The 19,242-nt window shown below is 65.1% G+C and carries 17 protein-coding genes; 8 read left to right on the top strand and 9 right to left on the bottom strand.

Annotated features, from left to right (window positions below; all coding sequences use genetic code 11):
• Positions 1–78 precede the first annotated feature (78 nt).
• The 7 genes from ACFOOR_RS00385 to tpiA all read right to left on the bottom strand — a co-directional run bounded on the left by ACFOOR_RS00385 (position 79) and on the right by tpiA (position 6,455).
• Positions 79–384 carry an FtsB family cell division protein gene (locus ACFOOR_RS00385; RefSeq protein ID WP_343163729.1) on the bottom strand — a complete coding sequence of 102 codons (306 nt, stop codon included), beginning with the start codon at positions 382–384 and terminating at the stop codon, positions 79–81.
• Between the two features lie 323 nt (positions 385–707).
• The gene (gene eno, locus ACFOOR_RS00380) at positions 708–1,982 is read right to left on the bottom strand and encodes a phosphopyruvate hydratase (RefSeq protein ID WP_343163730.1); all 1,275 of its coding nucleotides are present in this window, start codon (positions 1,980–1,982) and stop codon (positions 708–710) included.
• 149 nt (positions 1,983–2,131) lie between these two features.
• Positions 2,132–2,314 (bottom strand): 50S ribosomal protein L32, encoded by a 183-nt coding sequence (gene rpmF / locus ACFOOR_RS00375; RefSeq protein WP_343163731.1) that lies wholly within the window; start codon positions 2,312–2,314, stop codon positions 2,132–2,134.
• Positions 2,315–2,565: 251 nt separating this feature from the next.
• Positions 2,566–4,194 carry a CTP synthase gene (locus tag ACFOOR_RS00370; RefSeq protein ID WP_343163732.1) on the bottom strand — a complete coding sequence of 543 codons (1,629 nt, stop codon included), beginning with the start codon at positions 4,192–4,194 and terminating at the stop codon, positions 2,566–2,568.
• A gap of 70 nt (positions 4,195–4,264) precedes the next feature.
• The gene (gene secG / locus ACFOOR_RS00365) at positions 4,265–4,591 is read right to left on the bottom strand and encodes a preprotein translocase subunit SecG (RefSeq protein WP_343163733.1); all 327 of its coding nucleotides are present in this window, start codon (positions 4,589–4,591) and stop codon (positions 4,265–4,267) included.
• Positions 4,592–4,639: 48 nt separating this feature from the next.
• A complete protein-coding gene (locus ACFOOR_RS00360) occupies positions 4,640–5,629 on the bottom strand; it encodes a response regulator receiver protein (protein WP_343163734.1) in 990 nt (329 codons plus the stop codon).
• A gap of 97 nt (positions 5,630–5,726) precedes the next feature.
• Positions 5,727–6,455, bottom strand: a complete 729-nt coding sequence (gene tpiA, locus ACFOOR_RS00355) for a triose-phosphate isomerase (protein WP_343163735.1) — start codon at positions 6,453–6,455, stop codon at positions 5,727–5,729.
• Positions 6,456–6,584: 129 nt separating this feature from the next.
• Between tpiA and ACFOOR_RS00350 the strand changes: the two genes are divergently transcribed.
• Together ACFOOR_RS00350 and trpE are read left to right on the top strand one after the other, a co-directional pair.
• Positions 6,585–8,564 (top strand): peptidylprolyl isomerase, encoded by a 1,980-nt coding sequence (locus tag ACFOOR_RS00350; protein ID WP_343163736.1) that lies wholly within the window; start codon positions 6,585–6,587, stop codon positions 8,562–8,564.
• Complete coding sequence (trpE, locus tag ACFOOR_RS00345) at positions 8,564–10,045, top strand: anthranilate synthase component I (RefSeq protein WP_380213809.1); 1,482 nt, start codon at positions 8,564–8,566, stop codon at positions 10,043–10,045. Before ACFOOR_RS00350 ends, trpE begins: the two co-directional genes overlap by 1 nt.
• On the opposite strand, the gene ACFOOR_RS00340 is transcribed toward trpE, so the two are convergent.
• Positions 10,007–10,990, bottom strand: coding sequence for a divergent polysaccharide deacetylase family protein (locus tag ACFOOR_RS00340; protein ID WP_343163738.1), 984 nt, complete (start codon positions 10,988–10,990; stop codon positions 10,007–10,009). The two genes, trpE and ACFOOR_RS00340, sit on opposite strands and share 39 nt — an antisense overlap.
• A 145-nt stretch (positions 10,991–11,135) precedes the next feature.
• Between ACFOOR_RS00340 and ACFOOR_RS00335 the strand changes: the two genes are divergently transcribed.
• From ACFOOR_RS00335 to lexA, 4 genes are all read left to right on the top strand, one after another.
• Positions 11,136–11,726 carry an anthranilate synthase component II gene (locus ACFOOR_RS00335; protein ID WP_343163739.1) on the top strand — a complete coding sequence of 197 codons (591 nt, stop codon included), beginning with the start codon at positions 11,136–11,138 and terminating at the stop codon, positions 11,724–11,726.
• The gene (trpD, locus tag ACFOOR_RS00330) at positions 11,723–12,742 is read left to right on the top strand and encodes an anthranilate phosphoribosyltransferase (protein ID WP_343163740.1); all 1,020 of its coding nucleotides are present in this window, start codon (positions 11,723–11,725) and stop codon (positions 12,740–12,742) included. Before ACFOOR_RS00335 ends, trpD begins: the two co-directional genes overlap by 4 nt.
• Positions 12,739–13,539: an indole-3-glycerol phosphate synthase TrpC gene (trpC, locus tag ACFOOR_RS00325; protein ID WP_343163741.1), complete on the top strand. Its 801-nt coding sequence runs from the start codon at positions 12,739–12,741 to the stop codon at positions 13,537–13,539. Before trpD ends, trpC begins: the two co-directional genes overlap by 4 nt.
• 70 nt (positions 13,540–13,609) lie before the next feature.
• A complete protein-coding gene (gene lexA, locus ACFOOR_RS00320; RefSeq protein ID WP_343163742.1) occupies positions 13,610–14,293 on the top strand; it encodes a transcriptional repressor LexA in 684 nt (227 codons plus the stop codon).
• On the opposite strand, the gene ACFOOR_RS00315 is transcribed toward lexA, so the two are convergent.
• Entirely contained in the window at positions 14,284–16,317 is a 2,034-nt protein-coding gene (locus ACFOOR_RS00315; RefSeq protein ID WP_343163743.1) for a ComEC/Rec2 family competence protein, read from the bottom strand. The two genes, lexA and ACFOOR_RS00315, sit on opposite strands and share 10 nt — an antisense overlap.
• Before the next feature lie 161 nt (positions 16,318–16,478).
• Between ACFOOR_RS00315 and gltX the strand changes: the two genes are divergently transcribed.
• Together gltX and gltA are read left to right on the top strand one after the other, a co-directional pair.
• Positions 16,479–17,897: a glutamate--tRNA ligase gene (gene gltX / locus ACFOOR_RS00310; RefSeq protein ID WP_343163744.1), complete on the top strand. Its 1,419-nt coding sequence runs from the start codon at positions 16,479–16,481 to the stop codon at positions 17,895–17,897.
• 25 nt (positions 17,898–17,922) lie between these two features.
• Positions 17,923–19,227 carry a citrate synthase gene (gene gltA, locus ACFOOR_RS00305; RefSeq protein ID WP_343163745.1) on the top strand — a complete coding sequence of 435 codons (1,305 nt, stop codon included), beginning with the start codon at positions 17,923–17,925 and terminating at the stop codon, positions 19,225–19,227.
• Positions 19,228–19,242 lie beyond the last annotated feature (15 nt).

The following is a 19,242-nucleotide window of genomic DNA, read 5'->3' as shown; positions in this document are numbered from 1 at the left end:
TTTCCTTCGCGCTCCCTTGCACGTTGCTCGGGCCTTACCAGACCTCGCACTGCAACAGCAAGAGAGGGATGACGGTTTCTAGCGCTCGGCAGGCGTGTCGAGGCGGACGATGAAGTCGCGCGGATGGGCGACGTTGAGGATCGTGCGCGCACGTTCCTCGACATAGTCGAGATCGAGACTGTCGGAACGAAGGCGCAGCGCCGTGGCTTCCAGCGCCTCGCGCTCGGCGACCGTGGCGGCCAGTTCAACCTCGGTCTCGGCGATGCGGTTCTTCACGACGATCCAGTTCAATATGCCCTGTTCGCCATTCATCGCGTGATAGCCGAAATAGGTGATCAGGCCTGCGAAGAGGACGGTCGGCACAAGTCGCTTCAGGTAGTCCATCGTGATCTCACCCCATCCGGCTGCGCCTGTTTTCAGGTCTTCAGCGTCGATGGAGGGATTAAAAACGATCAGCGTGAATCAAGGGTTACCGGGCCAATGCGAAGCGTCATTCCCGCGAAGCCACCTCAGGAACGGGATCCTCATGGGGTCCCCATGAAAATGGGGACCTGAAGCTTGTACCCGGCTTCGGATTCCCGCTTTCGCGGGAACCCCGGAATTATAGCTCCTTCTCAGGACAGGCCTTCGCGCATCGCGTCCAATTCGCCTGTCCTGAGGAGGCCCGGACAAAGTCCGGGGCGTTTCGAAGGGCGGCAAATGAGAACCTAGACCGCCAGGCCATCCCGGCCGGCATAGCGCGCCTGATCGCCGAGTTCGGCTTCGATGCGGAGGAGCTGGTTATACTTCGCCGTCCGGTCGGAGCGGGCCAGCGAGCCGGTCTTGATCTGTCCGCAATTGGTCGCGACGGCGAGGTCGGCGATGGTCGCGTCCTCGGTCTCGCCGGACCGGTGGCTCATCACCGCGCCGTAGCCTGAGCGCAGCGCCAGATCCACGGCTTCCAGCGTTTCGGTCAGCGTGCCGATCTGGTTGACCTTGATCAGGATGGCGTTGGCGGCCGCTTCCTCGATCCCGCGCGCCAGGCGCTTCGGGTTAGTCACGAAGAGGTCGTCGCCGACCAGCTGACAGGTGTCGCCGACCGTCTCGGTCAACGTCGCCCAACCGGCCCAGTCATCCTCAGCCATGCCGTCCTCGATCGACAGGATGGGATAGGCCTGCGTCAGCTTGCCGAGATAGGCGGCGAAGGCGTCCGCATCATAGGTCTGCCCAGCGCCTTCGCAGACATATTTGCCGCCCTTGAAGAATTCGGTGGAGGCAACGTCCAGCGCGAGAGCCACGTCCTCGCCGGGCGTATAGCCCGCCGCCTCGATCGACTTCATGATGACGTCGAGCGCCTCTTCGGGGCTTTTCAGGTTCGGGGCGAAACCGCCCTCGTCACCGACATTGGTGTTGTGTCCGGCCTGCTTCAGCGCGGCCTTCAGCGAGTGGAAGACTTCGGCGCCGCAGCGCAACGCTTCGGAGAAACTGTCCATGCCGACCGGCATGATCATGAATTCCTGGAAGTCGATCGGATTGTCGGCGTGGGCGCCGCCATTGATGATGTTCATCATCGGGGTCGGCAGGACGCGGGCATTGATGCCGCCGACATAGCGGTAGAGCGGCAGGCCGCGCGACTGCGCCGCCGCCTTGGCGGTCGCCAACGACACGCCGAGCAGCGCATTGGCCCCGAGACGCGACTTGTTCTCCGTACCGTCGAGCGCGATCAGCGTGTCATCGAGATGGCGCTGGTCTTCGGCATCGAGCCCGCCGATCGCGTCGAGGATCTCGCCTTCGACCGCATCGACCGCGTCGCGCACGCCCTTGCCGCCATAGCGCGAACCGCCGTCTCGCTTCTCGACCGCTTCATGCGCGCCGGTCGAGGCGCCGGACGGCACCGCGGCGCGGCCCATCGAGCCGTCTTCCAGAACCACGTCGACCTCGACCGTCGGGTTGCCCCGGCTGTCGAGAATCTCGCGGGCGATGATGTCGATGATGGCGGTCATGGAGGGCGCTCCCGGACAGGGGTGAAATTTCGCGCCCGTCATAGCCGAGAGTCGCGCGGGCGCAAGCCCGGCAACGGGAGAGCACGCGCGAAAACGCCCCGCTCGAAGCCGAACGGGGCGTTCAAAACTTCAACCGGGTCAGACCGGGATCAGTCTGCCTTCGGCGTCAGGACCTGCTTGCCGCGATACATCCCCGTCTTCAGGTCGATGTGGTGCGGACGGCGCAGTTCGCCGGAATCCTGATCCTCGATATAGGTCGGCGCAGCAAGCTTGTCGTGAGCACGGCGCATGCCACGCTTGGACGGAGTGGTTTTTCTTTTCGGGACCGCCATGGGTCTCTCCCGTAATCTCGTCAGAATCCTGGACGCGGCATGCAAGGCATGTCGCAGAGCCGCGCCGTATAACCGCTCCCCTGCCCGGGCGCAACCGGACTTTCCGCTCTCGCCGTGACGATTTCAGCGTTTCGGTGTATGGTGCCCCCTCGCGGTCTCGCCGGGGACCAGACGGCATCGCGTCCGAAGAGAGCTAGCCAACGGCCGTAACGGATCACCGGCGGAGACCGCTTTTCTCCTTCAGGTCAGCGCTAGACCAGACGGCTCTGCTCCATGGCCGCGGCGATGAAGCTGGCGAAGAGCGGGTGCGGCTCGAAGGGGCGCGACTTGTATTCCGGGTGGAATTGCACGCCGATGAACCAGGGATGGTCCTCGATCTCGACGATTTCCGGCAGCACGCCATCGGGTGACAGGCCGGAGAATCTCAGGCCCGCCGCTTCCAGCCGTTCGCGATAGGCGATGTTCACCTCGTAGCGGTGGCGGTGGCGCTCCTCGATGTTCTCGGTGCCGTAGATTTCGCGCACCCGGCTGCCTTCGGCGAGTTTCGCGGGATAGGCGCCGAGGCGCATCGTACCGCCGAGATCGGACTTCTCGTCGCGGGTCTCGACGCGGTTGCCGCGCATCCATTCGGTCATCAGGCCGATGATCGGCTCGGACGGTTTGCTGAACTCGCTCGAACCGGCACCGGGTATCCCGGCGAGATTTCGCGCCGCTTCGATCACCGCCATCTGCATGCCGAAGCAGATGCCGAAATACGGCACCTTGCGTTCGCGCGCGAAACGGACCGCAGCGATCTTGCCCTCTGCGCCGCGCTCGCCGAAGCCGCCCGGCACCAGGATTCCGTGGACGTCCTCGAGCGGGCTGGTTTCGCCATCATCCTCGAACTGGCTGGATTCCAGCCATTTCAGGCGGACTTTCACATTGTTGGCGATGCCGCCGTGATTGAGCGCCTCGATCAGCGACTTGTAGGCGTCGAGCAGGCTGGTGTACTTGCCGACCACGCCGATCGTGACCTCGCCATCGGGCTCGTTCACCGCCTTGGAGATGGCGTTCCAGCGCGACAGGTCCGGTTCCGGCGCATCGTCGATCCGGAATCGTTTCAGCACTTCGGTATCGAGACCGCGCGCGTGGTATTCCAGCGGAACGTCATAGAGCGAGGACGCGTCCCTTCCCTCGATCACGGCGGATTCCGGGACATTGCAGAACAGCGCGATCTTGCGCCGGTCGCCTTCGGCGATCGGGATTTCGCAGCGGCAAAGCAGAATGTCGGGCTGGATGCCGATCGACAGCAATTCCTTGACGGAGTGCTGGGTCGGCTTGGTCTTCATCTCCCCGGCGGCCTTGATGTAGGGCAACAAGGTGACATGCAGGAAGAGCGCATTGTCGCGGCCGAGCTCCTGGCCCAGCTGACGCAGCGACTCGAAGAAGGGCAGACCCTCAATATCGCCGACCGTGCCGCCAACCTCGCAAAGTACAAAGTCGACATCGCCGGCATCCGACAGGACGAAGGCCTTGATCCGGTCGGTGACGTGCGGAATCACCTGCACGGTCGCGCCGAGATAGTCGCCGCGGCGTTCGCTGTCGATGATGGTCTGGTAGATGCGTCCGGTCGTGATGTTGTCGGACTGCCGGGCGGGAACGCCTGTGAAGCGCTCGTAATGGCCGAGATCGAGATCGGTCTCCGCCCCGTCATCCGTCACATAGACTTCGCCATGCTGGTATGGCGACATCGTACCCGGATCGACGTTCAGATACGGGTCCAGCTTGCGCAGGCGGACCTTGTACCCACGGGCCTGGAGCAGGGCTCCAAGGGCGGCGGAAGCGAGGCCTTTTCCAAGCGAGGAGACCACGCCGCCGGTGATGAAGATATATCGCGGCATGGGAAGCCTGAATAACGCAGATTCTCCGGCGCCGGAAGCGCCGGATCACCGCCAAATGTCACAAATGTGTCTAGTCGTCGGTCGGAACGGCCGGTTCGTCGGGCGTTTCGTCCTCGGGGACCGGGATTTCGATCGCTGCGTCGTCGAGCTGGTCGAACACGCTGGACGAGCGGTTTTCCGCACCCAGCATCAGTGCCAGAACGACCGGCATCACGAAGAAGGCCGCGCCGAGCATCATGGTCAGGCGGGTCAGGATGTTCGCCGCGCCGCGGCCACTCATCATGCCGCCGGCACCGCCGCCAATGCCAAGCGCGCCCCCTTCGGAGCGCTGCATCAGAACGACAGCGACCAGGGCCAGCGTGATGAGAAGGTAGATGACCAGAAGAACCGTCGTCATGAGAATATCCGCCGAATGCCTGTCGTGAGTGCCCGTCAGGGTGCGGGATCAGCCCGCCGCGGCGGTATTTAGCGTAGCACCGGACAAAGCGCCACCACCGTGTCCATCGCGTGACAGTAGGCGTTTGCGCAGGGTTGCGACGGTCTTGTCGATTTCATCCTGCGAACGCTCGATCGACTCGCCGTTGGCATAGGCGGCATACGCCCCGACAGCGAGCTCCTTGGCGAGCCTGAAATTGCTCGCCGAGCATTCGTCCTTGCGCTTGAACGCCCGGACCTGTTCGAGCAGGGCTTCGGCGACCTGCAGCGCTTCGATCCGGCCGGCGCCCTCAAGGGTCTCACGGAGCTCGCGAGCGGTGCGGATCACATCCGCCAGATCCATCGCCGCAGTACGCGCGGTTGCCGGGTCAGCCTGCAATTCCATCGCCACGACGATACGCATGGCGAGGCGGCGAACGCGTTCGGATTCAACCGTCTTGCGGGCCTCGTTGATCCATCCCTTGGCGCGCGCCAGGGCTTCTTCATCGCCCTCCACCGTGGCCTGCAACGTATTGGGAACGCGCACGACAGGCGCATCGGACGGGCGTTTGGAATCCTCGCGCCGGTCCGGCCCGATATAGTCGCTGGTCACGACAAAGGGTTTGCGGCTCCTGATCAGCGTGCGGATTCGCTCCTCGGCAAAAGCCGTGGAAAACGGGCGCACGATGACGTCATCCGCACCGCTGGAGATCGCGCGGCGCACATGCGCCCCATCGCGGATCCAGCTGGTCAGGATCATCGTCACGAAGGGGTTGGGCATCACCTTGCCCTGCCGGACATTGCGGATCATCGGCAGGATGTCGACGCCCGGTGACGCGCATTCCGCCACAATCAGGGCCGGGCTGTTCTCGCGGATCGCCTTCTCGAACTCCTTCAGGTTGGAGTGCGAGTCGATCTCGCGGAAACCGATCTCGTGCAACGCATATCGTGTCGTCCTCAGGTTCACGTGAACCGGGTCGAACAGGCATACACTTGCCTTCGTGTAGTCGACTTCAGCCATGCTGGCTGGCCCCCGGCGCTTGCGAACTGTCTCAACGGAGCAGTCTGCCCGTTAATCCTTGCCAAGCACTTACGTGGACCGTTCGGATTCTTGCGAATCAGACAGATTTTGCAATGTCGGCAAAGCTGGCCGGATCCAGGCTGGCACCGCCGACGAGCGCGCCATCGACATCGCTCAGCGCGAGGATCGCGGCCGCATTCTCCGGTTTGACCGAGCCGCCATAGAGAATGCGGACCTGCTCGCCGTCCGGGACGGACGACCGGATGAAGGCATGCATCGCGGCGATGTCGTCGCTGGATGCGGTGCGGCCCGTGCCGATCGCCCAGACCGGTTCGTAGGCGACAACGAAGTCTGCAGGGCCGAAGACGCCCGGGATCGAGCCGGTCAGCTGGCCGGCGACAATCCCGTTTTCCTGTCCGGCTTCGCGTTCGGAGAGCGTTTCACCCACGCAGATGATCGGCGTCAGGCCGGCGGCCCTTGCCGCCCGGGCCTTCGCGCACACGAGCGCGTCGGTCTCGCCATGATCGCCGCGACGCTCGGAATGGCCGACGATCACATAGTTCGCGCCGGCGTCGCGGAGCATGGCCGCACTGATATCACCGGTGTGCGCGCCGCTGGTCCCGGTGTGACAATCCTGTCCGCCGATCGCGATGCCGTGGATCGCGGCGCGTGCCGCTGCCGCGGCGACCAGGGTTGCTGGCGGGCAGACGAGAATCTCGCGGCCGTCCGCAACCACGCCGGCCGCGGCAAGCGCGTCGAAATATCCGAGCGCGTCCTTCAGGCCGTGCATTTTCCAGTTTCCGGCGATCAGAGGCGTTCTCGGCATTAAAAATTCCGTCGGAGTGTGGGCGCGCGGCTGCGCATCAGGGGTGCGCGACAATGCAGGCGCGCTTGCCGCGTGTAAACGCCTTGGGTAGGGTCCGCCCGCTTCCATTCCAACCATCAAAGTTGTTCCATGCTCTCAGCCATTCGCGCCCTCGCCCGCAACCCGATCGCGCTCGCGCTCATCCTCGGCCCGCTCATCCTGGGCTTCATGATTTTCGGCGTCAGCGATGTGTTCGTTCAGAGCGGAAGTTCCGTCGCCACGGTTCAGAACCAGCGCGTCTCGGCGATGGACTTTTCCGAAGCTTGGGAATTCCGTCTGCGCGAAGTGCAGCAGGAGCAACCCACCCTGACCTCCGACCAGGCACGCGAACTGGGCCTGGCTGATGCGGTGCTGAACCAGCTGGTGATCCAGGCGCAGCTGCGCGCGGTGTCCGACAATATGGGACTCGGCGTGTCGGCCCGGCAGGTGGCCAACGAGATTGCGGGATATGGCGCCTTCATTGATCCGGTGACGGGCCGTTTCGACCAGGATTCCTATCGTCAATTCCTGGCCGAACAGCGGATGACCGAAACGCGCTTCGAAGACAATGTTCAGCGCGACCTGCTGTCGCGTCAGCTGATCGACGCGCTGTTTGCCGGAATCGATGTGCCCGACGCCTTTGCGCAGCAGCTTTACCAGTACAGCTATGAAGAGCGCGTCATCCGCGGCCTCGTCATTCCCCCGGAAGCCGCCGGTGATATCGACGATCCAACGGACGAACAGCTTCAGAGCGTCATCGATGACACGCTGAACGACGACACGCCGGCGAATGATTTGTTCTTCCAGAACCCGGAGCGCCGTTCCTTCACCCTGGTACGCTTCCGCGTCGATGATTTCACCCGCGATGTCGAGGTGTCGGACGAGGATATCCGTGCACAGTACGACTACGAGGTCGAGGGCGGCGAGCTGGGTGAGCCCGCTCTGCGCAGCTATGTGCAGATCCGCGTCGATGACGAGGAAACCGCCGTGGCCGTGGCCGAGCGCCTCGCAGCCGGCGAAGATCCCGATTCCGTGGCCGAGGCTGTCGGCGGCGACACGCCCTTTGCCGAAACCGAGCGCCAGTCCTACCAGATCCCGGATGATGCCCTTGCCGACGCCCTGTTCTCCATGGAGACCGGCGAGGCTCGCGCCGTGGAAGGCGCGTTCGGCTGGTTTGCCGTTTCGGTCACCGACGGCCGCGAAGCGACCATTCCGACCTTCGAGGAACGCGAATCCGAGATCCGTCAGCTGCTGGCGCGCGCCGAGGCCGAAGACGCCATGTACGAGGCGATGGGCCAGTTCGAGGAAGCCCGGGGCGGCGGTGCGACGCTGGAAGAAGCATCCCTTCTGGCCGAAACCTTCTACGAGGCCTTCCAGCCGATCACGCGCAATGCGCGTAACAGCGAAGGTTATCCGGCCGGCACGCTGCTGGATGAGAACGATCAGGCGGCGCAATACTTCTCCTTCTTCCTCGACACCGAGACGCAGCCCGAAATCCTCGAATCCGTGTTCGACCAGCTGGCCGGCTATGCCACCGAGCTTCAGCCCTATGGCGATGGCGACTATTTCGCGGTTCGGGTCGACGAGGTCCTGCCCGCAGAAATCCTGCCGCTCGACGAGGTCCGCGAGGACGCCGAAGCGCTGTGGCGTATCCAGTCGGTCGATGAACGTCTGACCGCGTTGGCCGAAACCGCGCTGGACCGCGCGCGTGCCGGGGAATCGCTCGATGCCATCGCCGCCGACATTCCCGGCGCGCGGGTCGAGACCACGACGGTCACCCGCGGCGAGAGCGCCGCGCCCTTTGGCCGCGAAACGATCGGCGTGGCGTTCCAGATCGATCCCGGCACATTCGAACATGCCGGCGCCGTCGACCGCCGCTCGCACATCATCCTGACGGTTGACGAGGTCATTGCGCCGGAAACGGTTGTCGATGCCGATCTGGCCGCCCTCACCGAGCAATCGGATACGCGCTACAGCCAGGATATTGATGCCGCCTTCGTTTCGGCCCTGTCGGAACGTTACCCGGCGACGATCAATCCGACGCTGCGCGACCAGGTGCTCGGCGTGAATGCTCCGAACGCCAGCCGGTGATCGAGCGGTTTCCGTCCCGGGAGGATTTCGCCAGGGCGTTCGAACGCGGCGAAACCGTTCTGGCCGGGGCACGGCGGATCGACGACCTTCTGACGCCCGTTGGCGCCTTCATGGCGCTGGCAAAGGGTCGGCCTGACGCCTACCTCCTGGAATCGGTCGAGGGCGGGGCGTGGCGCGGGCGGTTCTCGGCCATCGGCTTCGATCCCGATTTCCGGTGGGAATTGAGGGACGGTGTCCCTTTCGTTCAGCATGGCGAAGACAACCCGGTTCAGGACGGGGATAATCCCCTCGCCTCGCTACGCCGCGCGATCGCTGCGATGCGGATTGACCTGCCCGAGGGCACGCCTCCGATCGCGGCTGGCCTGTTCGGCTATCTCGGTTACGACCTGATCCGCGCCGTGGAACGCCTCCCCGGCAATGCGCCCGATCCGCTCGGCCTGCCGGACGGCGTGCTGATTCGTCCGCGCGTGGTCGTCGTTTTCGATGCGCTCTATCAGCAGATCACGGCCTATACGCCGGTCCGCCCCGGCGCGGCCGTCGACGCCGATACGGCCTGGCTCGACGCACAGGACCGGCTGGGCCGGGTGATGACCGCGCTGGACGCCGGAGCGCCCGCGCATGGGCCTGCGGCCGCTCCGCCTGCCGAAGTCGAAGCCCGGGCTTCGATGGTGCCGGCCGACTTCCACGCCATGGTGGAACGGATCCGCGCGCACATCCGGGCCGGAGACATTTTCCAGGGCGTGGCGAGCCAGCGTTTCACCCTGCCCTTCAACCACGATCCGCTCGCCTTCTACCGCTCACTACGGCGGCTGAATCCGTCGCCCTTCCTGTTCCTGTTCCAGTTCGACGGCTTCGCCATTGCCGGATCGAGCCCGGAAATCCTCGTCCGCCTGCGCGACGGAACCGTCACCGTCCGCCCCATTGCGGGGACCCGCAAGCGCGGGGCAAATCCGGCTGAGGACGATGCGCTCGAAGCCGACCTGCTGGCCGATCCGAAGGAACGCGCCGAACATCTGATGCTGCTTGATCTCGGGCGCAATGATGTTGGACGCGTCGCGAAGGCGGGCAGCGTGCGGATCACCGATCGCGAGGTCGTGGAGCGCTACAGCCACGTCATGCACATCGTCTCGAATGTCGAAGGCGAACTGGCCGACGGCGAAGACGCCGTTTCGGCGTTGCTCGCCGGCTTTCCGGCCGGGACCGTGTCAGGAGCGCCAAAGGTGCGCGCCATGGAAATCCTTGACGATCTCGAGCCGCACCGGCGCGGCGTCTATGCCGGCGCGGTCGGCTATTTCAGCGCCAATGGCGACATGGACACCTGTATCGCCCTGCGCACCGGCGTCCTGAAAGACGGCCAGCTGCACATTCAGGCAGGCGCCGGAGTGGTGCTCGATTCAGATCCGGAGTCAGAACGCCAGGAGACCGAGAACAAGGCCCGGGCGCTAGTCCGAGCCGCCGGGGAAGCCTGGCGCTTCGCCTGAAGATGCCAGGCGGACGGGCTCGCGGGTTTCGGCCAGCCAATCTCCCAGGGTCACGAAACGGAAGCCATCCGCCTCGGCTTGCGGAATCCAGGCTTCGAGCGCCTGCAGCGTGAGGTCCCGGGGATGGCCAATCGCGATGGCGTGGCCACGCGTTTCGGCCTCAAATTCGATCGCCCGAAGCTGGGCTTCAATGGCGTCCAGCTCGTTCACATGGTCTATGAAGATATCCCTGGAAGCTGCCAGTATACCGTGGTTTTCGGCCATCTCCGCGGCAATCGATTGCGGTGCTGTCACCGAGTCGAGAAAGTAGAGGCCGAGCGTCTCGGCCTGTGTGAACAACACGTCCATTGCGGCAACGTCGAGGGTCAACGCGCTGCCCATGTGATTGTTGAAGCCGCGCGCGCCGGGCACGCGAGAGATTGCCCATTCGAGCACGGAACGGACCTGGTCTTCCGATTGACCCGCCATCAGGGCGTTCGGCCCGGGATCACCGTCTCCCTGCGGCTGCATCGGCATGTGGATCAGGGCTTCCCTGCCGCGCCCCCGGACCGCCACGGCGAATTCGGGCGCGAGTTCGGTATTCGGCAGGATCGCGAAACTGATGTCGGCCGGCAGGTCGAGCGCACGCATGGAACGCGCTTCTTCGGCGCCGATGTCGTCCATCACAAGGATGATGACCGGACCATCGCCGCGTCCGGTCGCAGTGGTGACCGCCGGTTCGGCGAGCCGGGTGAAGGTTTCCCGGTCCGTCGGCTCGAAAACGTCGCGCGTCGGCAAGCCGGTGAAGACCGGGGCTTCGATCCGCTCGGCCTCGGCGATCTCGACGGCCAGCGACAGCCCGCGCCGATAGCCGGCATCGTGCGCGATCGCACCCATGGCAAACGCCATCGCGGCAATTGAGCCGGCGAGGATCGGCATCGCGGAATTGATGGAACGGCGTGGCATGGGCTTCCGGGAATCAGAGGACGTCGTTGCGGAATTGCCGCCCGCGCGGGGTAAAAGCGGCGTTAACCGCGCCACGCCTGCAAGCGCGCTGGACTTGATCTTCCCTTCCCTTACCTTCCGGCCTTCCTCACAACGGCCGGACGCGATGCTGCTGATCATCGACAATTACGACAGCTTCACCTTCAACCTCGTGCACTATTTCCAGGAGCTCGGGGCGGAGACGCGTGTCGTGCGCAATGATGCGATGAGCACGGCGGAAGCGGTTTCCAGCGGCGCGTCGGGCATCGTCATTTCGCCCGGACCCGGCCGTCCCGCGGACGCCGGGATCTGCCCGGAGCTGACCCGGATGCTTCCCGAAACCCTGCCGCTGCTGGGCGTGTGCCTGGGCCACCAGGGGATCGGCGAGGCGTTCGGCGGCAAGATCGTCCAGGCCAAGTCGATCATGCACGGCAAGACGAGCGCAATCACCCATGACGGGACGGGCGTCTTCACCGGCCTCCCCTCGCCTTTCGACGTCACGCGCTATCACAGCCTTGCCGTCGAGGAGGCGAGCCTGTCCGGCGAGATCGTCGTCAATGCACGCACGGCGGACGGCGAGATCATGGGGCTGCGCCACCGCGAACGGCCGATCCATGGCGTACAATTCCATCCCGAATCCATTGCCTCGCAATATGGTCACGAGATTCTGGCGAATTTCCTGTCGTTCTGCGGCGTGCGTCCGAAGGTGGCGGCATGAGCGCGCTTCTGAACTGCATTCAGGCCTTCACCCATGGCGAGCGGCCGTCGCCGGAGGACATCGAGGGCGCGTTCGGCGTCCTGATGGAAGGTGAAGCGGGCGATGCCGAGATCGGGGGTTTCCTGGTGGGGCTTGCCGCACTCGGCGAGACGCCGGACGACCTCGCCGCCGGAGCCCGCGCGCTGCGCGCCCGCATGACGGGGCTGACTGCGCCAGACGGTGCGATCGACACCTGCGGTACGGGCGGCGACGCCAAGGGCACCTACAACATTTCCACCGCCGCTGCGCTGGTCGCGGCAGGCGCCGGCGCGACCGTCGCCAAACACGGCAATCGCGCGGCGTCATCCAAGTCCGGCTCGGCCGAGGTGCTCGCCTCGCTGGGCGTGGCGCTCGATGCGACGCCGGACCGGGTCGAACGGGCGCTGACCGAGGCGCGCGTCGGCTTTCTTTTTGCACCCGCTCACCATTCCGCCGTGCGCCATGTTGCCGGTGCGCGCAAGGCGTTGCGGGCGCGCACCGTGTTCAACCTGCTGGGACCGCTCGCCAATCCGGCCGGGGCGAGGCGCCAGTTGCTTGGCGTGTTTGCCGAGCGTTGGATCGAACCGGTAGCAATGGCACTGCGCGATCTCGGCGCAGAGCGGGCCTGGGTCGTGCGCGGCCGCGACGGGCTCGACGAATTGTCGATTTCCGGCCCGTCGGATGTCGCGGAACTGAGCAAAGGCGAGATCCGCCGCTTCACCGTTTCGCCGGGCGATGCGGGTCTGGCCGAACACAAGATCGAGGCGATCATTGGAGGCACGCCGGACGAGAACGCCGTCGCCCTGCGCGGCGTCCTTTCCGGATCGCCCGGCGCCTACCGCGACATTGTCATCCTCAATGCAGCAGCCGCGCTTGTTGTCTCGGGTCACGCCGCCGACCTGATGGACGGTGCGGAGCAGGCCGCCCGGTCGATCGACAGCGGCGCGGCTCAGGCCGCGCTCGACACGATGGCGAAAATCTCACGGGACGAAGCGTGAGCGCGCTTGCCCGGATCGAGGCCTACAAGCGCGAGGAGATTGCCAGCCGGAAGGCGGCGATGCCGTTCGCCGATCTCGAAGCCGCGGCGCGCGATGCCTCGCCCGTGCGGGGATTTGCCGATGCGCTGACCCGTAAATTCAAAGCGACCGGCACGGCCCTGATTGCCGAAGTGAAGAAAGCCAGTCCGTCGAAAGGCCTGATCCGGGCCGATTTCGATCCGCCGGCTCTGGCGAGAGCCTATGAGGACGGCGGTGCGGCCTGTCTCTCCGTTCTGACCGATGCGCCCAGCTTTCAAGGCCATGAGGATTTCCTCAAGGCCGCGCGCGCCGCGACCGCCCTGCCCGTCCTGCGCAAGGACTTCATGCTCGACCCCTGGCAGGTGGTGGAGGCGCGAGCGATGGGCGCGGACGCAATCCTTGTCATCATGGCGAGTGTCGATGACGCGCTCGCGGCCGAGCTGATCGCCGCGGCGTCAGAATGGGGCATGAATTCGCTGATCGAGACGCATGACGCCGAGGAGCTGGAACGCGCGGTCGCCCTGCCCTCGCCGCTGATCGGCGTGAACAACCGGAACCTCAAGACGTTCGAAACGTCCCTCGAAACCTTCGAGGTCCTCGCCCCGAAGATCCCGGCCGATCGATTCGCGATTGCCGAAAGCGGGATATCGGACGCATCGGACATAGCCCGGCTAAAGCGCGCCGGCGCGAAAGGCTATCTCGTTGGCGAAAGCCTGATGCGGCAAGGCGATGTGCGCCGGGCGACCGAAGCGCTCCTGGACGTTTCCGCGTTTACTTGACGTTTACCCGGAACACTCATAGAACATTTCAGAAGTTTCTGATTTGTTCCGTCCGTCCGGGAGGCCAGTCATGCTCACGAAGAAACAGCACGAGCTGCTGCTTTTCATTCACCGCCGCCTGTCGGAATCGGGCGTTTCGCCCTCGTTCGACGAGATGAAGGACGCGCTGAACCTGGCGTCCAAGTCCGGGGTTCACCGTCTGATCACCGCACTGGAGGAACGCGGCTTCATCCGCCGCCTCGCTCACCGGGCGCGCGCGCTCGAAGTGCTGAAACTGCCGGATTCGGCGGGAGCTTCCGCACCAGCGCGCGATCTCGGACCGAATGTGGTGCGCGCCGACTTCAACAGCCGCGCCGATGATACCCAGGGCGTCGACATTCCGGTGCTCGGACGCATTGCCGCCGGTGTGCCGATCGAGGCCATCCAGCACGAAACCGACCGCATCCTGCTGCCGCCGACCCTGGCGGGAGGATCGGGCGACCATTTCGCGCTCGAGGTCAGCGGCGATTCGATGATCGATGCCGGCATTCTCGACGGCGACATCGTGATCATCGAGCGGGCCAATACCGCGCAAACGGGCGACATCGTCGTCGCGCTGGTCGACCGCGAAGAAGCCACACTCAAGCGGCTGCGCAAGAAGGGTGGATCGATCGCTCTGGAAGCCGCCAACCCGGCCTATGAGACGCGAATCTTCGGCCCCGACCGGGTCGAGGTTCAGGGCAAGCTGGTTGGCCTGATCCGCCGCTACAACTGATCGCCGCGTGCGGTCCACGGGCGCTCGCCGCGAACCGCGTCGACGCTTTGAGTCCCGAGACGTCCGTCCGGCCCGAACCAGAGGGCCAGAGCCCCGCTTTCGTTCAACTGGCGCGCGTCGATCAGCCGGGCCTGGCAGGCGGAGCGATCCGTCCCGCGAACCGGGAAGCGCGTGACGACGAGATCGGCGTGCCGGCAATCATCGGACAGAAATTCGGGACTGTCCGGGAATGCAATGACCCGCCCCGATGCGCGTCCCATGCAGCCTGAGTAATCGCATATCACGCCGGATGCGGGGCTTTGCCCGCGTTCCTCGCCCGAGCGCTCGAGGAAGACATGGGCCGCGAAGCGCGACCGCCGCGTATTGCTCGCGCTCCAGGTCTCGGCTTCGCCAAAGCGCGCAATCATCACTCCGCCCTCCGTGATCAGCGCATCGGGTTGATCGGCGAATGCCCAGATGATCAGGGCCAATCCCATTCCCGCTGCCCCGGCCAGCCGGATCAGGCCGCGGCCGGCGGCGAGAAAGACAAATCCCGCCCCATAGATCGCCAAAGCGAGCCCGGGTGCAGCCGCAGCGGGGGTCAGGGAGCCCGGCAGACTCTCGGTGAAGCTGGCGACCGCAATGACCCAGCTCAATCCCTTGTCCATGGCCCAGAGGGCCGGGGCATCAAGCCCGAGCGGCATCAAAAGGAGCGCGATCGCTCCGGCGGGCATGACGAGCAGCGAGAAAACCGGCATGGCCGCCAGGTTCGCACCGAAGCCGTAGGCCGCGAGGCGGTGGAAGTGGAATGCCGCGAAACCGCCGGTCGCCGACCCGGCGACGAGCGAAGATCCCGCCAGCGCGCCCCAGAATCCCGCGAAGCGGGACAGAAGGCCGCGCGGCCCGGCGGGCCTCCGGCGCGCGAGATTGAAGGCAGCCACAAGTGCGATCGCGGCCGCGAAAGACATCTGGAAACCCGGCGTGACGACGCTTTCCGGCTGAAAGACCAGCACGGCGAGCGCGGCAATCCCCACCATGTGCATGGAGGCGGCGCGCCGGCCCGCCAGAACCCCCAGCAGGACCGCACCGGTCATCACGAAGGCGCGCTGCGTCGGGATCGCCGCGCCGGACAGGAGAAGATAGGCGCAGGCGGCAAGCAGGGCGGCGATCGCAGCGGGCTTGCGCGGATCGATCGCGCGAGCGAGCGGCTCGATCCGGGCGATCACCCAGGTGGCCGCAAAGAAGACGCCGCCGGCCATGAGCGCCATGTGGAGTCCGGAGATTGCGAGAATGTGACCGAGACCGGATGCGCGCAAACTCTCCGCCACATCCGGGTCGATGCCGGAACGATCGCCGGTCAGGAGCGCAGCGGCGACCCCGCCCGTGCGCTCCGGCATTCGCGCCCGGATGCGTTCGGCGATCGACCAGCGCCACGCTGCGAACCCCCGCGCAAAGCCGTGACCGGACACCTCCGCGGCTTCCGGCCGGCTGACCGCGAATCCGGTTCCGCCAATGCCGGAGAACCAGGCCGCAAAACCGGAATCGTAACTGCCCGGAACGGCAGGCCGCGGCGGCGGTCCGAGTACGGCACGCAGGCGGATTGCGTCTCCGGGTACGAACTCGCCGCGCGAGGCGGTCACACGGACGCGCGGAGGCGGTATGTCAATGCCCTCGATTGCATCGACCCGGATGATCAAGCGCTCGCGTGAGGTCGAGCGCTGCACCTGCTCGATCCATCCGGTAACCACGCGAGCGCGGTCGCTGTCGGCGATCACGGTGTGGGCGACGCCCGCAGTCCGCAGGTCGGAGCGGGCAAAGCCGGCGAGGCTCATCGCCGCGATCAGCAAGGCAATCGGCCAGTAACGTTGCCGCCGCGCCGATGCGAAGGCCAATCCGGCGCACATGGTGGCCGCCACGGAAAGCGGCAACCACATCCAAGGATGCGGCTCTGACGGCAGAGCGTAATAGACCACCGCCCCCACGCCGAAGGCGGCCGGAAGGGCGATGGAGAGGGGCAGGTCACCCCAGCCGAGGCGAGCGAGCAACGGTGAAATCCGTCGCATCGCCCGGAGCGGCAAACCCTGCCCCACTGCGGGATATCGCAGCGGTGTATCGGTCACATTCGATACCCTATCCCTGTCCCGGCACGCATGCTATCACGCATCCGGACACCGCAGCGCAGCATGGTTTTTCGCAGGTGCAATAGTTGAACGATCAGGTCATCACTCGCTTCGCCCCCTCGCCGACCGGCTTTCTGCATATCGGTGGCGCGCGGACGGCATTGTTCAACTGGTTGTTCGCGCGCGGCCGCGGCGGCAAATTCCTCCTGCGTATCGAGGATACCGACCGGGCGCGTTCGACCCAGGACGCGATTGATGCGATTCTCGACGGGCTCACCTGGCTCGGTCTCGACTGGGACGGTGACCCGGTTTCGCAATTCTCGCGCGCTGACCGCCACCGCGAAGCCGTAGACGAACTGGTGAAACGCGGCCGCGCCTTCCGGTGCTATTGCAGCCCGGACGAAGTCGAAGCGCTGCGCGAAACCGCCTTTGCCGAGGGCCGGGCCCTTCGCTCGCCCTGGCGCGACAAGGATCCGGCGGACGCACCGGCCGATGCGCCCTACACGATCCGGTTCAAGGCCGGCGAAGACGATGTCGTCGTCCACGACGAGGTCCTGGGTGATGTGCGGTGGGCGGCGAAGGAATTCGACGATCTGATCCTTTTGCGCAGCGACGGCGTGCCGACCTACAATCTCGCCGTCGTGGTCGATGATCACGACATGGGTGTGACCCACATCATCCGCGGCGACGACCATCTGACCAATGCGGCGCGCCAGAGCCAGATCTATGCCGCGCTTGGCTGGGACATCCCGGTGTTCGCGCACATTCCGCTGATCCACGGCCCGGACGGCAAGAAGCTGTCGAAGCGCCATGGCGCACTCGGCGTCGAGGCATACCGGGACATGGGCTATCTGCCCGAGGGTCTGCGCGCCTATCTCCTCCGCCTCGGCTGGGCGCATGGCGACCAGGAGTTTTTCACTGACGCCGAGGCGAAAACAGCGTTCGGCTTCAGCGGTCTCGGCAAGGCGCCGGCACGGCTCGATTTTGACAAGCTGGCGCACATCAACGGCCTGGCGATGCGCGAAGCCGACGATACGCGCCTCGTCGATCTGCTGATCTCGAGACTGTTGTCGGATGCCACGCCGCCCAGGCTTGACGAAGCCGTCCTGCGGGACCGGTTGGGCGCCGCGATGCCGGCGCTGAAAACGCGAGCATCCAGCCTCGCCGATCTCGCCGATCAGGCCTATTTCCTCTACGCTGAAAGGCCGTTTCGAATCGATGGCAAGACGGCGAAAGCGCTCGACGACGACGCCCGCTTCCGCCTCGGCCGCCTCGCAATCGTGCTTGGCGCCCTGCCTGAGTGGAACGATGCCGCGCTCGCCGCGGCCCTGAAAGACTTCGCCGAGACCGAGCAGGTCGGTTTCGGCAAGGTCGGCCAGCCGCTTCGCGCCGCCCTCACCGGCGGTGCACCGGCACCCGACCTCTCCGCCGTGATGGCATTCCTCGGCAAGGAGGAATCGCTGTCACGCATCAAGGAACACTGTCTGCCGTCCGATACGGCATGACATCGGACACGATTGGGGAATGACGATGGAAAGCAAAGCGAAACCGGCCCGAAGCGCCACGCTGTCGATTGACGGAAAGTCCTATGAACTGCCGGTCTACAAGGGCTCGGTCGGTCCCGACGTGGTCGATATCCGCAGCCTGTACAAGGATGCCGGTGTCTTCACCTATGACCCGGGCTTTACCTCGACCGCGAGCTGCGAGTCGCAGATCACCTATATCGACGGTGATGAGGGCGTCCTGCTCTATCGCGGCTACCCGATCGACGATCTGGCGGAGAATTCCAGCTTTATAGAGGTCGCCTATCTGCTGCTGCACGGTGAGTTGCCGAACAAGGACGAGCTGAAAGGCTTCGACCAGACGATCCGGTATCACACGATGCTGCACGATCAGTTCGACCAGTTCTTCCGCGGCTTCCGCCGCGACGCGCACCCGATGGCGGTGATGGTGGGTACGGTCGGCGCCCTGTCGGCCTTTTACCACGACTCGACCGACATCAACGATCCGCGCGCCCGGGTAATCGCCAGCCACCGCATGATCGCGAAAATGCCGACGATTGCGGCGCGCGCCTACAAGTATTCGGTGGGCCAGCCCTTCGTCAGTCCGCGCAACGAACTCGATTTCGCGACGAATTTCCTGCGCATGTGTTTCGCGGTTCCGGCCGAAGACTTTGTGGTCAATCCGATCCTGTCACGCGCGATGGACCGGATCTTCATCCTGCACGCCGACCACGAACAGAATGCCTCGACCTCGACCGTGCGCCTGGCCGGTTCGTCGGGTGCCAATCCGTTCGCCTGTATCGCAGCGGGCATTGCTTCGCTTTGGGGTCCCGCACATGGCGGCGCAAACGAAGCCGCGCTGACCATGCTCGAGGAAATCGGCGATGTCTCGCGCATCCCGGAATTCGTTGCGCGAGCCAAGGACAAGAATGACCCGTTCCGCCTGATGGGCTTCGGACACCGCGTCTACAAGAATTACGACCCGCGCGCGAAGGTGATGCGGACAACCTGCCACGAAGTGCTGAACGAGCTCGGTGTAACGAATGACCCGCTCCTCGCCGTCGCGCTGGAGCTGGAAAAGATCGCGCTCGAGGATCCGTATTTCGTTGAAAAGAAGCTCTACCCGAACATCGACTTCTATTCGGGGATCACGCTGCGCGCGATGGGTTTCCCGACCTCGATGTTCACGGTGCTGTTCGCGCTGGCCCGCACGGTTGGCTGGATCGCGCAGTGGACCGAAATGCTGGAAGACCCGTCGCAGAAGATCGGCCGACCGCGCCAGCTCTTCACCGGTTCGCCGGAACGCGACTACATCCCGCTGGACAAGCGCTGATCGCGAAGTCCGCCG

It is taken from the genome of Hyphobacterium vulgare, assembly GCF_042643335.1.
GTDB classification, from domain to species: domain Bacteria; phylum Pseudomonadota; class Alphaproteobacteria; order Caulobacterales; family Maricaulaceae; genus Hyphobacterium; species Hyphobacterium vulgare.
The sequence above is the reverse complement of the archived record's forward strand: the minus strand, read 5'-3'. Positions and strand labels throughout refer to the sequence as shown.

Bases quoted from the DNA above. Each gene is read 5' to 3' on its own strand.
- ACFOOR_RS00385 (WP_343163729.1), bottom strand. From the start codon at position 384: ATGGACTACCTGAAGCGACTTGTGCCGACCGTCCTCTTCGCAGGCCTG.
- eno (WP_343163730.1), bottom strand. From the start codon at position 1,982: ATGACCGCCATCATCGACATCATCGCCCGCGAGATTCTCGACAGCCGG.
- rpmF (WP_343163731.1), bottom strand. From the start codon at position 2,314: ATGGCGGTCCCGAAAAGAAAAACCACTCCGTCCAAGCGTGGCATGCGC.
- ACFOOR_RS00370 (WP_343163732.1), bottom strand. From the start codon at position 4,194: ATGCCGCGATATATCTTCATCACCGGCGGCGTGGTCTCCTCGCTTGGA.
- secG (WP_343163733.1), bottom strand. From the start codon at position 4,591: ATGACGACGGTTCTTCTGGTCATCTACCTTCTCATCACGCTGGCCCTG.
- ACFOOR_RS00360 (WP_343163734.1), bottom strand. From the start codon at position 5,629: ATGGCTGAAGTCGACTACACGAAGGCAAGTGTATGCCTGTTCGACCCG.
- tpiA (WP_343163735.1), bottom strand. From the start codon at position 6,455: ATGCCGAGAACGCCTCTGATCGCCGGAAACTGGAAAATGCACGGCCTG.
- ACFOOR_RS00350 (WP_343163736.1), top strand. From the start codon at position 6,585: ATGCTCTCAGCCATTCGCGCCCTCGCCCGCAACCCGATCGCGCTCGCG.
- ACFOOR_RS00340 (WP_343163738.1), bottom strand. From the start codon at position 10,990: ATGCCACGCCGTTCCATCAATTCCGCGATGCCGATCCTCGCCGGCTCA.
- ACFOOR_RS00335 (WP_343163739.1), top strand. From the start codon at position 11,136: ATGCTGCTGATCATCGACAATTACGACAGCTTCACCTTCAACCTCGTG.
- trpD (WP_343163740.1), top strand. From the start codon at position 11,723: ATGAGCGCGCTTCTGAACTGCATTCAGGCCTTCACCCATGGCGAGCGG.
- lexA (WP_343163742.1), top strand. From the start codon at position 13,610: ATGCTCACGAAGAAACAGCACGAGCTGCTGCTTTTCATTCACCGCCGC.
- gltA (WP_343163745.1), top strand. From the start codon at position 17,923: ATGGAAAGCAAAGCGAAACCGGCCCGAAGCGCCACGCTGTCGATTGAC.